The 12,277-nt window shown below is 69.1% G+C and carries 7 protein-coding genes and 1 pseudogene; 6 read left to right on the top strand and 2 right to left on the bottom strand.

The window, feature by feature from the left end:
• The first annotated feature begins 34 nt into the window (after positions 1 to 34).
• From POL72_RS15510 to POL72_RS15520, 3 genes are read left to right on the top strand one after another with little or no spacing between them, the layout of a single operon-like run.
• The gene (locus tag POL72_RS15510) at positions 35 to 1,264 is read left to right on the top strand and encodes a tryptophan 2,3-dioxygenase family protein (protein WP_308738121.1); all 1,230 of its coding nucleotides are present in this window, start codon (positions 35 to 37) and stop codon (positions 1,262 to 1,264) included.
• Positions 1,261 to 3,318 (top strand): DCC1-like thiol-disulfide oxidoreductase family protein, encoded by a 2,058-nt coding sequence (locus POL72_RS15515; RefSeq protein ID WP_272096097.1) that lies wholly within the window; start codon positions 1,261 to 1,263, stop codon positions 3,316 to 3,318. Before POL72_RS15510 ends, POL72_RS15515 begins: the two co-directional genes overlap by 4 nt.
• A 9-nt stretch (positions 3,319 to 3,327) precedes the next feature.
• On the top strand, positions 3,328 to 5,604 hold the full coding sequence (locus tag POL72_RS15520) for a hypothetical protein (RefSeq protein ID WP_272096098.1): 2,277 nt from the start codon (positions 3,328 to 3,330) through the stop codon (positions 5,602 to 5,604).
• A gap of 275 nt (positions 5,605 to 5,879) precedes the next feature.
• On the opposite strand, the gene POL72_RS15525 is transcribed toward POL72_RS15520, so the two are convergent.
• Positions 5,880 to 6,440 carry a hypothetical protein gene (locus tag POL72_RS15525; protein ID WP_272096099.1) on the bottom strand — a complete coding sequence of 187 codons (561 nt, stop codon included), beginning with the start codon at positions 6,438 to 6,440 and terminating at the stop codon, positions 5,880 to 5,882.
• Between the two features lie 295 nt (positions 6,441 to 6,735).
• Here POL72_RS15525 and POL72_RS15530 point away from each other — a divergent pair, with 295 nt between their 5' ends.
• Positions 6,736 to 8,850 carry a recombinase family protein gene (locus POL72_RS15530; RefSeq protein WP_272096100.1) on the top strand — a complete coding sequence of 705 codons (2,115 nt, stop codon included), beginning with the start codon at positions 6,736 to 6,738 and terminating at the stop codon, positions 8,848 to 8,850.
• Positions 8,851 to 8,873: 23 nt separating this feature from the next.
• Here POL72_RS15530 and POL72_RS15535 read toward each other — a convergent pair.
• Positions 8,874 to 9,200 (bottom strand): annotated as a pseudogene (locus POL72_RS15535) (hypothetical protein); the annotation flags it as partial.
• Positions 9,201 to 9,324: 124 nt separating this feature from the next.
• Between POL72_RS15535 and POL72_RS15540 the strand changes: the two are divergent.
• Positions 9,325 to 10,488, top strand: a complete 1,164-nt coding sequence (locus POL72_RS15540; protein ID WP_373372205.1) for an IS481 family transposase — start codon at positions 9,325 to 9,327, stop codon at positions 10,486 to 10,488.
• Between the two features lie 756 nt (positions 10,489 to 11,244).
• Positions 11,245 to 12,204 carry an ATPase gene (locus POL72_RS15545; protein ID WP_272096103.1) on the top strand — a complete coding sequence of 320 codons (960 nt, stop codon included), beginning with the start codon at positions 11,245 to 11,247 and terminating at the stop codon, positions 12,202 to 12,204.
• Positions 12,205 to 12,277: the final 73 nt, after the last annotated feature.

Below are 12,277 nucleotides of genomic sequence, written 5' to 3' on the forward strand. Positions count from 1 at the left end.
TGCTTTTTGCGCAGGCGCGCAATCCGTGCGACCCGTGCCAGGCCCTTCCGTTTCCTGGGGGGCGGGAAGTAGACTCCCGGCGCCGCTCGTGGCGCGGGCGCACCGCTTGCTGCGAACACGCCGCACGAACGCTGCTGGCGGCGCCTCTCGAATCACCAACGACATGAATTACTGGGATTACATCCACGTCGAGGAGCTGCTCGCCCTCCAGGGTGGATTCGACGACGACGAGCAGAAGGTCGGCAACGACGAGGCCCTGTTCATCGTCGTCCACCAGATCTACGAGCTCTGGTTCAAGCTCATCCTCCGGGAGCTCACCTCGGCGCGCGAGCTCTTCCGCCAGAACCCGGTGCCCGATCAGAAGCTCGCCTCCGCGGCGCGCTCGTTCCGGCGGGTCGTCGCCATCTTCGAGCAGGCGATCGAGCACTTCCGGGTCATGGAGACGCTCACGACCCGCGATTACCTCGATTTCCGCGATCGCCTCATCCCGGCGAGCGGCTTCCAGTCGGCGCAGCTGCGCGAGATCGAGCTCGTGCTGGGCCTCGACGACGCGCTCCGGATCCCGCTCGGCCGGGAGGGGAGCTACAAGGAGGCGCTCAAGACCGCGGACGGCGCGCCCTCGGCGGCCACGCGCCGCGTGGAGGCGCGGCTCGCGAGCGGGCCGAGCCTCAAGCACACCCTGTACGAGTGGCTCTCGCGGACGCCGATCGACGGATCGAGCGAGCCGGAGGGCGTCCTGAGCTTCCTGCGCAGCTACACGCGCTCGATGCGCGAGGAGAACGAGCGCCGCGTCCAGATGGCGATCGACAAGGCGCTCACCCCGCCGGACGTCGAGCGGCTCCGCGCGCGCTACGAGGCGGAGAGCGCGGCCGCCGAGGCGTTCCTGCTCGCCGAGGACGATCCGGCGGCCGACGAGGCCACGCGCGAGAAGCGCCGGGCGATCCGCGCGGCGATCGTCTTCATCGAGAGCTACCGCGAGCTGCCCCGGCTCGCGTGGCCGCGCGAGGTGCTCGACCGCATCCTGGAGATGGAGCAGGCCATGCTCATCTGGCGGCAGCGCCACGCGCGGATGGTCGAGCGGGTGATCGGCCGGCGCACCGGCACGGGCGGCTCCGCGGGCGTCGATTACCTCGACCAGACCGCGCTGCGCTACCGCGTCTTCGGCGATCTCTGGACGGTGCGCTCCCTGCTCTTGCGTAAGCCGAGCGTCCCTGTGCTCGAGCACGCATCGGATTACGGATTCCGTGTCGAGGACTCTCCGTGAAATCACTTCGCGATCACTTCTTGCGTCTTGACGCCCGTTCGCTCGGGTTGTTTCGCATCACCTTCGGGCTGGTCCTTATCGCCGACCTCTTCGGGCGGTGGCGATGGGTGCGGGACTTCTACTCGAACGAGGGCGTCCTCCCGAACCACAACCACCTCTTCAACCTCCGGGGCAAACAGCAGGTCTTCAGCCTGTTCCACGCCATCTCGACGGAGGGAGAGGCCCACTTCGCCTTCTCGCTGGCGCTCGTCGTCTACGCCCTGTTCCTCATCGGCCACCGGACGCGCGTCTTTCACGTGCTCTCCGTGCTCGTGCTGGTGAGCCTGACGTCGAGGAACATCCTGCTCGAGAACGCCGGCAACTACGCGGCGATCGCGATCCTCGCGCTCACGGCGTTCCTGCCGTGCGGGAGCCGCTTCTCGCTCGACAGCCTCCGCGCCTCGCTCGCGTTGCGGGACGAGAAGCGCGACACCGAGCTGAACGACAGGTCGAGGGTCTCGGAGGCCGAGATCGCGGCCGGGCGCCTGCCCGGGTGGTCGCCGACGTCGCTCGCCGCGCTGGCCGTGCTGCTGCAGCTCGCCCTGATCTACCTCTGTACGGCGCTCCAGCAGCGCGGCGCGGCGTGGCGCGACGGGACGGCGTTCTACTATGCGCTCCACGCCGAGCGCCTGGCGAGCGACGCGGGCATCTGGCTCCGCGACGCCCTGCCGCTCGGCACGCTGCGCGGGCTCACCTTCGGCACGTGGGCCATGCAGCTCGCCATCCCGGCGCTGCTCTTCGTCCCGGCGCTCTTCCGCTGGACGCGCGGGGCCGCCGCCGCGCTGATGGTCCTGCACGGGCTGATCCTCGGGGTCTTCTTCGATCTCGGGCTGTTCGGCTGGGCGCTCGCCGCCGCGGCGCCGATGGTGCTCCCCGGCGAGCTCTGGGACGCGTACGAGCGCTCCTGGAGCGAGGGGCGCGCGCGCACGCTCGTGTACGACGCCGATTGCGGCGTCTGCCTCCTCTTGGCGCGCCTCGTCAAGCGGCTCGATCTGCGCGAGCACCTGACGTTCCAGGGCAATGTCGCGCTCGACGAGCTCTACGTCCGCAACCAGACCGGCGCCACGGAGCGCGTGCCGATGCCGAAGGAGGTCACGCCGGAGCTCGTGGATCGGACGGCGCTCGCGATCGACCGGAAGGGTCGCGTCTACACGCGAGGCGGCGCGGTGACCGAGGGGCTCCTGGCGTTGCCGCTCGGCTGGCTCGCCTGGCCGCTCAAGCTGCCGGGCGTCTCGCACCTCTTGAACGCGCTCTACGATGTGGTCGCGGCCCGCAGGCACCGCATCAGCGAGCTCCTCGGGCGGCATGCGTGCGGGATCCCGCTGCCCGACGAGGGCGAAGCGGACGGCGGCGACGCGGGCCCCGCTCCGGACGGCCCTGCGCCGGCGCCTGCGCCGGCGGTGCGGACGGCGCGGCTCGCGCTGGGGTCGCTGCGGGAGGCGGCGGTGCTCGTGGTGCTCGCCGCGGTGCTGGCGCAGACGGCGAAGGAGAACCCGCTGCCCGGCGCTGCGGCCGTCCCGCAGGGGGCGGTGCTCGCGGGCGTGGCGTCGTGGCCGCGCATGCTGGCGCGGTGGAACGTGATGGCGCCCGAGCCGCCGCGGGACAACGCGATGATGGTGATCGACGGCCAGACGCGCGCGTCGGAGCCGATCGATCCGCTGACCGGGGAGGAGCCGCGGCTCCAGCCTGCCGGGAACCCCGGGGCGCGGCTCGGCCAGCTCTGGTCCGATTACCTCGATCGCATCCGGCAGCCGGAGTGGTCCGATTACCAGCGCGCCTTCCGCGACTACCTCGCGAAGGGCGGGCCCAAGACGTCAGGAACGGGGCGCGAGGCGTCGCTGTCGGGCTTCGACGCGTACTGGGTCTCGGCGCCGATCCCCGCGCCGGGCGAGCCCGCGCCGACCAGCTTCGAGCGCGACAAGCTGTTCTCGCACTCGCGGGGTGGCACCGGAAAGCTGGGCGAGGGGGGCCTACCCTTCGCGCCGAGCCTCCGCCGGCACGGCAAGCCGAACTGAGGCGCTCGGATGGGTCGGCCTGACGAGGACCCGAGCGCCGCGGACCCCGAGGCGGCGCTCGGACGTGGCGCGGGCGCGCCGCCCGGTGAGGGCGCGTCGACAGGGGATGTTCCGCCCGGTGAGGGCGCGCCGACAGAAGATGTTCCGCCCGGCGAAGGCGCGTCGACAGGGGATGCTTCGCCCGATGAGGGCGCGCCGACAGGCGATGTTCCGCCCGGCGAAGGCGAGCCGCGGGAGAGCGCGCCGGGCGGTGAGGGCGCGCCGCGAGCGCCCGAGGGCGGGGCTCCGAGGCGGCCAGCCGAGGGGCGCCTCCGGCGCGTGGGGCGATGGATCAAGGAGCATTACTGCACCATCGACGTCCGCACGCTCGGCCTGTTCAGGCTGGTGCTCGGCTTCCTCCTCTCGGCCGACTGCGTGCGCCACTGGACCGAGGCGAGCTGGATCTACAGCAACGACGGGGTGCTCACCAACCACTATCACCTCTTCCACCCGAGCAGCGGATACAACTTCAGCCTGTATCACGCTTTCTCGTCGACGGGAGAGGTCCACGTCGCGTTCGCGCTCTCGCTCTTCTGCTTTCTCTGCTTCTTCGTCGGATGGAACACGCGGCTGTTCTCGATCCTGTCGTTCATCCTCGTGACGAGCAGGGACAACCGGATCGTCATGATCGAGAACGGCGGCTATGTCGTCGTGAACATCATCACCTGCTGGGCCATGTTCATGCCGACCGGCAGGCGTTTCTCCGTCGACGCGCTGATTCGCTCCTACCGCGAGCGGCGGGAGCGGACGGCCGCCGATCTCGCGGATCGGAGGCGCCCCGACTGGGCCGAGCGGCCGTACGTCTCGGGGATCGTGCTCCTCGCGATCCTGAACCTGGCGACCGTCTATTATTTCAACGTCGTCAACAAGTCGGGCCAGATCTGGCGTCACGGCGAGACGGTGCACTACGTCTTGCACCTCGATCGCATGGTGACCGGGGTCGCCGTCCTCGCGCGGGAGCTCATCCCTTTCTGGGCGACGAAGGGGCTCACCTGGGGCGTGCTGATGCTCGAGGCGCTGCTCGTGACGTGGATCCTCTCGCCCTATGGCCGCCGCTTCACGCGGGCGCTCGCGATGGGGGGGATGTGGGCCCTGCACGGGTCGTTCGGGGTGATGATGCGCCTCGGCCCGTTCTCGTGGTTCATGATCGCCTGGTCGTTCCTGCTGCCGACGGCGCAGCACTGGGACGCGCTAGAGCGCTGGTATCGCCGCCGCGCGGCGCCCCGGGTCGTCGTTTATGACGGCGATTCACCGCTCGCCTTCGCCCTCATGCGCTTCCTTGTCCGGCTCGATGCGCTGGAGCTGCTCCGGTTCGAGGAGGCGCGCGCTGTCCCGGCAGGCGGCGCGGAGGCCGCCGGGGGAGGGGAGCCCCGGCCGGAGCTCTTCGAGGTGCGCGACGCGAGCGACCCGGCGGACGGGCGGGTGTTCCGCGGCGCGGCGGCGCTGCGCGAGATCGTGCGGGCGCTCCCTGGAGGTCGTTTTGCCTGGCCGTTCGTCTGGGCGCTGGCCCTCGGCGCGCCGGGCGCGCTGCTCGGGGTCGCCTCGAGGCGGCGCGACGAGATCGCGCGGTATTTCGGGCTGGGCCGGGCGCCGCGCGGGAGGGCGGCGGGCGTGGTGGAGAGCCCGTCGCCGCTCGGGGAGCGCTTCGCCCGCGGGAGGACGATCGCGCGGGAGGCGCTGATCGCGTACCTCGGGCTCTGCGCGGTGAGCCAGGCCATCAACGAGAACAAGAGCGTGCCTGCGTTCCTCAAGCACTCTCAGCCGAGCTTCGTGCAGGCGACGATCGTGTATCCGCGGATCCTCCAGGGGTGGGGGATGTTCGCGCCGAACCCGATCACGGAGGACGGGTCGATCAGCGTCGACGCGATCACCGTCGATGGCCGGCACGTGGATCCGTTCACGGGGCTCCCGCCGGATCTGAACCTCTCTGACGCGCGGGGGCTGGGGCTCGGGCAGATCCAGCAGGACTATTTCAACAGGATCCGGCTCGATCGGAACAAGGCATTTCGCAAGCCGGGCCTCCAGGACTACCTGCTCAGGTATCATGAGCGGACCGGGCGGCCGGAGGACGAGATCGTGGCGTGCGACGTGTACTGGGTGCGAGATCAGTGCCCGAAGCCGGGGGAGAGCGCGCCGTACAAGAACGAGGCGATCCCGATCCTGTCGTACCGGAAGCCGGGGTATCGGCCGCGTCCGGGGCTGCCGGCGCTGCCGCCTCCGCTCAAGGAGGCGAGCGCGGAGAAGTAGGGGGTGCAGGGGCATAGGCGTCAACCAAGCTCGTTCGACCACCAACGTTTACGTGAACGTGGTCGTGGTCGTGGACGTGGTCGTGGTCGTGGTCGTTCACGGCCTATCGTTGACGACCACGACCACGACCACGTTCACGACCACGTAAACGTTCGGATGCAGGAGAACGCGGCGCGAAGCTTGGTTAACGCCTATGGGGGGCAGGGGACACCCTGCATCGCCGCCTGGCGACTGGGGCAGCGCGCTCGGCTGCTCCTCGGGCCCGAGGCGTCGGTTCAGGAGCCGGTCGTGGCGAGGAGCTCCCGGGCGTCGCTGATCACGGCGGCGCGGCGGATCCAGCGATCCAGCTCGTCGATGTCGGTGCTCGCGAGGACGCGTTCCCGCACCTCGGCGGGGACCTCGAGCCCGCGGGCCTCGAGGATGGCGAGCACGTCGTGCGCCTTGGCTTCGAGGATTCCCTCCTGCCGGCCCTTCGCTACGTAGCTGCGCGCGAATTCGCTCTGAAACTGGTAACCGCTCTTCATCATCGCCTCCAACTTCCGCCTCGCCGCTGCGTTCAGCGAGGATAGCACCAGGTCCCCGTAGACGGCCCGGCGCTCCTCATCGAGCTCGTCCGCCGCCTCGAAAAACGCCACGCCGATGGCTTCGGCGGCCTCGCTCTGTCCGTGCGCCATCGCGGAGAGCACGGCCACCTCGGGCGCCGCCCTCGCTTGCTCAACGTCGGTGACGACCGGGACGCCCTGGGGCCCGAGCACCAGCGGCGTCAGCGTCCAGCCAGGGTGGCCGGTGTCGATCGGCCGCGAGCACCACCGCGCCATCGCTGCGTTGATGGTCACGACCAGCAGCCAGGCTGAGTACAGAAAAAGTCACAGAGGGTTCAACCCACAGCGAGCCACCGGTCGTTGCCGCAGAGGCGCTCTTGGCGTTGGCACGCTGGCTGCGTACACGTGCACGATCGAGCGACGAGCCATGTGAGCGGCGAGGTCCGGGTCGGACGGTGCCCCATGCCCCAGCAGAGGACCAGCGAGGAGCAGCTGTGGACGGCGCTGGCGCCGGAGGGTCAGACCCATCTCGTGAGCGTCCTCAGCCTCATGATGAGCCGTTACCTGGCGGCGCACCGGGAGGCAGCCGATGACAACCATGGCGGGGCCCAGCGCGAGCATCGAGGCGCGCCCGACAAAGCTCAGCAGCCGCCACCTCGACCGGCTCGCAATCGTCTACGTACGCCAGTCATCGGTGTACCAGGTCCAGCACAACCAGGAGTCGACACGACTGCAATACAGCCTCGAAGCGATGGCGCGCGGGCTCGGTTGGATAGCGGAGCGGATCCTGGTCCTCGACGACGACCTTGCAACGTCGGGGGCTTCAGCGGCGGGGCGCCAGGATTTCCAGAGGCTGTTAGCCGAGGTCGCACTGGATCATGTTGGGATCATCCTGGGCGTGGAGATGTCGCGGCTCGCACGCTCGAACAAGGACTGGCACCAGTTGCTCGAGCTATGCGCTCGCTTCGGCACCCTAATCGCAGATTTGGACGGCCTGTATGATCCGTCGCACTACAACGATCGTCTGCTGTTGGGACTGAAGGGGACGATGTCCGAGGCCGAGTTACACATCTTGCGTCAACGACTGCTCCAGGGCAAGCTGCAGAAGGCGCGCCGTGGAGAGCTCACCAAGCCCGTCCCCTCGGGCTACCTGTTGCAATCCTCCGGTGAGGTAGTCCTCGATCCCGATGAGTCAGTGCGGGCGGTCGTGCGCTTCATCTTCGAGCAGTTCGAGCGCCTCGGTAACGTACGCGCCGTGCTCCGCGCGACCGTCGAGCAGGGGCTCCAGATCGGCGTGCGTCGTCGCATCGGGGCGGACCGCGGTGGCCTTGAATGGCACCGTCCTCATCATGGCATGGTGGCCAATATGCTTCGCAACCCCATCTATGCGGGGGCATATGTGTATGGCCGGCGCAAGACGGACCCACGTCGGCAGCAGCCAGGTCGGCGCGCAACGGGGCGCACGTCGCTTGTCGAGCCCGCGGACTGGCAGGCCTGCGTTCGTGATCGCTTTCCGGCCTATATCAGCTGGGAGCAATTCGAACGAAACCAGCGTCGCCTGAGGGCCAACCGAGCGAAGGCGGCCTCGGGGGCCGCGCGGCATGGTAGTGCCTTATTGCAGGGGCTCGTCAGGTGCGGAAGCTGCGGCCTAGGGATGACGGTGCAGTACTCCTCATACAAGAGAAACGGACGTCTCTACCCGCGCTACGTCTGCGACCAGGAAGCGAGCCATCATGGCGGTCAGGTCTGTACCAGCATCTCAGGCCCCTGCGTAGATAGGACAGTCGTGGCGTTGGCGCTTTCGGCGTTGACGCCGGCCGCGCTGGAGATCAGCTTGCGGGTCCGCGTCGATCTGGAGAAGCAGCGCGCGCAGCAGGAAGCCCTTTGGCAGCAGCGCCTCGAACGTGCACGCTACGAAGCAGAGCGTGCTGCACGTCAGTATAACAGCGTAGAGCCCGAGAACCGGCTCGTAGCACGCACGCTTGAGCGTGCCTGGGAGGATGCGCTCCGCGCCGAATGCCAGCTGCGCGAGGAGTACGAGTGGCACGCCCGGGAGACGCCGCAACGCCTGACGGCGGAGGACCTCGCCGCGATCCGCGCCCTTGCAGAGGACCTACCCGCTCTCTGGAATGCGCCTACTACGACGGTCGTGGATCGCAAGACTGTGTTGAGGCTACTTGTCGACCATGTAGTCGCCACGGCGAAAACCGATACGGCATGGACGGACCTCATCGTGCATTGGGTCGGTGGCTACCAGACGCACCAGCGCCTCCGCCGCCCTGTTCACACCCTGGCCAAGATGGGCGACAAGGAAGCGCTCATGGCGACGATCCACGACATGCGGCGCCAGGGATTCACGACAGAACGGATCGCCGAGCGACTCAACGCCGGCGGCTGGCTCACCCCGACGCAGCGAAACCAGTTCAACGGTCGATTGGTCCGGGCGATGCTGTCTCGCCACGGCTCCGTCCCGCGGGGGCCCAAACCGCCGCCAGAGGACGCCTGGTGGCTTGCGGACCTGGCGCGCGAGCTGAAGATGCCCGTCGTCACCCTGAGTGGGTGGCTCCGCCGTGGCTGGGTGCGAGCTCGCCGCATCGACGGGAAGTGGGCGGTGATCGCCGACGAGTTGGAGCTGCAGCGGCTCCATCAGCTCCGCCGCGAGCACCCCACATCGCCGAGCAGGAAGTCCTCGAAGAAAATGTGACAGGAGATGCATCATGCGTGGTCGATCACCAGCAGCCCGGTTGGGCAGCGGTGCCGGGCGCGCGTCTGGGTGACGTACACGGGCCAGACGTAGGGCTTGTCCGCGTCCACCCCGAGCTGAACCTCGACCACGATCGCCATCGCGGGCTGCTGCTGCTCGCCGGCCAGCAGCACGACGACGACATCCGCGCGGCGGTCGGACGGCACGATCTCGGTGAAATCGGAGGACTCGACGCGCGCCTCCGTGAAGGTCGGGACCGGATGGCCGAGCGCGTCGTGCAGCATCTCGGCGGCGAGCGTGGGCCGGTTCTTGAACAGCTCCACCAGGGCTTCATGGGTCACTGAGGGCATGGAGTGGTCTCGGTACGGACCGGTGGCCTGGGTAACGGTTCAGACCGGGAGCCTGGGTAGCACCCGGACGGACCGGGAGCTTAGGTGACACATGTCGTAGAGGACCGGCGACGGAGGAGCGCCGGTGCCCTGGAAAGAGACATGTTCAGTGGACGAGAGGCTTCGATTCATCGCGCAGGTCAACGAGTCGGACGAGACGTTCGCGGAGCTGTGCCGGCGGTTCGGCATCAGCCGGAAGACGGGGTACAAGTGGGTGGAGCGCTACGAGCAGGCCGGACCGAGCGGGCTGGAGGAGCGGCGGCCCGTGGCGCGCTCGTTCCCGCATGCGACGCCAGCGGCGCTCATCGACGCGCTGATCGCGCTGCGGAAGGAGCGCCCCACGTGGGGGCCGAAGAAGCTGCGTGCGCGGCTGGAGAGCCTGGGCGTCGAGGGGCTGCCAGCAACGAGCACCATCGGCGAGTTGCTCAAGAAGCACGGGCTGATCCGGCCCCGTCGGCGCCGCGTAGTGACGCCGACGACCGCGATGCCGTCGCCGCTGGCTCCAGCCGAGCAGCCGAATGACACGTGGTGCGCCGATTTCAAAGGGCACTTCGCGCTCGGCGACAGGACGCGCTGCCACCCGCTGACGTTGACGGACCAGGCGTCGCGGTACCTGTTCAAGTGCGAGGGCGTGGCGAAGCCGGACGAGGCCTCGGTGCGGCCGCACTTCGAGCGCGCGTTCCGCGAGTTCGGGCTGCCGCACCGCATCCGCTCCGATAACGGGCCGCCGTTCGCCACGATTGGCATCGGTGGGCTCTCGGCGCTCTCGGTCAGCTGGATCAAGCTCGGCATTCATCCCGAGCGGATCGAGCCCGGTAAGCCGCAGCAGAACGGCCGCCACGAGCGAATGCACAAGACGTTGAAGGCGGAGGCGACATCGCCGCCAGAAGCCAACTTGGCAGCGCAGCAGCGCGTCTTCGATCGGTTTCGGCACGAGTACAATGATCAGCGTCCGCACGAGGCGCTCGGCCAGAGGACGCCGGCTTCGCGCTACACGCCCTCGCGCCGCTCGATGCCGAGCAAGCCCTCGTCGCCGGAGTACCCGGACACGATGGCCATTCGACGCCTGGACGACCAAGGACGGATGCTGTTCGGGGGCGCGCAGACCACCGTCTCCTCACTGCTCGCCGGCGAGCCCGTGGGGCTGATTCCGAGCGCCGATGACGTCTGGGAGCTGTACTACGGCCCGGTTCTGCTCGCGCAGGTCACCCTGAAGAACAAGGAGCTGAAGCTGGCCAGGGCGCGGTGACCTGCGCGAACTCACGCCGGATCGTGAGAAGAGGCTCGTGTGTACCGCGACCACGGGGAGCGGTTCGTGTATAGATCCAGGCGGTCCGAGAAAGCGCGGCGAGCGTGTCGCGCCGACGAGGATCCGGTCCCTGTTTCCAGTCCTCCCGGAGCATGGGCCTGTAGCTCAAGGAAGTGTCACCGCAGCTCCCGGTCAGAAGTGTTACCAGGGCTCCGCTCGTACACTGCGCAGCCCCCGCAACCCTGCTGCGCAGGCCCGGCGACCTTCCTGCGCGGCCTCGGCGCCCTGCTGCGCAGCCCCGGCGGCCCTGCTGCGCAGGCTCGGCGACCTTCCTGCGCGGCTTCGGCGCCCTGCTGCGCAGCCCCGGCGACCCTCCTGCGCACCCATTGATGTGTCCTATCGTACGATCGCGTGGCTCCTGCGCGGCCCTCGCGACCCTCCTGCGCACCCATTGGGGTGTCCTATCGTACGATCGCGTGGTTCCTGTGCAGCCCCAGCGCCCCTCTGCACGCCCAGTTGCTGCCCTGGGTTACCATGGCTCGACGCCTGCGCATGGCCGTTGCCGCTGCTGCACCGCTGCTGCGCAGCCTCGGTGTCCGTTTGCGCGGCGCCTCTGTCTCCTTGCGACCTCGCCACGAAAGCGTCGGTATCGTGCTCTCCTGTGACCCGAATCCTCGGCGCCGCCGATTTCCTCATCGAGCGACCGCGCCTCTGCTCGGAGGGGCGCTGACCTCGACAAGGAGACATTTCATCGCCATGGCAACGAAGGCACCCTCCACCGCTTCAGCCAGGACCAAGAACGCCCAGAGCTCGCGCGCTTCGAGCGACGCCGGAGGCGCGCGCCGAGCGTCGGGCGGTGCGCCCGAGTTCACGCTGAGCGCCGAGCGAGAGGCCGAGCTGCTCCGAGAGGCCGAGTCGCTCGGCGATAACGCCTCCCTTTTTCCAGGCAAGCTCGCTCGGCGCGTCATCTGGTCGAGCCGCATTCAGCTCGCCGCCGAGCGCGACGCGGCGGATCTCGTGCGCACGCCGTTCGCCGAGGGCGAGCCCCCGCTCACGCCCGAGGAGATCGGCGGGCTTCGTGAGAAGATCGAGCTCCTGCGCGTCGTGCAATCGCGCTGGCAAGCGGCGCAGCAGCGCCAGGAGCGGGCCGCCGCGGCCTTCGTGAAGCCGGCCGCCGAGGCCGTTCAGATTAAGCAATCGCTCCTCCGCTTCTTCGATCTCCGCTTCAAGAAGAGCCCCGAAGGGCAAAAGCGGCTCATGGCGATCCGGGCGGGCAGCGGCGACGCGGATCTGGTCCAGGACGCCTCCGATCTCCTCTTGCTTTGCGCCGAGCACGCGGAGGCCGTTCACAAGGCGCCTCGCGGCGAGGGCGCCGCGGCGGACCGCCTCCGCGAGCTCTCGCCGCTGCTCGCGCGCATGCTCGCCGACAAGAAGCTCTCTCTCGAGACGGTGCGCTCGCGCAAGCTCCGCGACGCCGCGTACACACTCGTCGTGAACGCCGAGCGGAGGCTGCGCGCCGCCGCGGAGTACTGGTACGCGGGCACCGACAAGATGAAGGACTATGCGCCGTTCCCCGCCTCCCGCGGCGCCTATGGCGGAGGAGAAGAGGAGGGGGAGGAGGGCGGCGAGTCGGAGGAGGCCGAGCCGGAAGATGGCGAGTCGGAGGAGGCCGAGCCGGGAGACGGCGAGGCGGGCGATGACGGGGAATCGCCCTGAGCTCGGGGTTCACGGATCCCTGACCGGACGACCCCGAGCCCGCCCGACCGGCGAGCGCCGGTCCCGGAGAGCT

The organism is Sorangium aterium (genome assembly GCF_028368935.1).
Lineage (GTDB): Bacteria > Myxococcota_A > Polyangia > Polyangiales > Polyangiaceae > Sorangium > Sorangium atrum.

Bases quoted from the DNA above. Each gene is read 5' to 3' on its own strand.
- POL72_RS15520 (WP_272096098.1), top strand. From the start codon at position 3,328: ATGGGTCGGCCTGACGAGGACCCGAGCGCCGCGGACCCCGAGGCGGCG.
- POL72_RS15530 (WP_272096100.1), top strand. From the start codon at position 6,736: ATGACAACCATGGCGGGGCCCAGCGCGAGCATCGAGGCGCGCCCGACA.
- POL72_RS15545 (WP_272096103.1), top strand. From the start codon at position 11,245: ATGGCAACGAAGGCACCCTCCACCGCTTCAGCCAGGACCAAGAACGCC.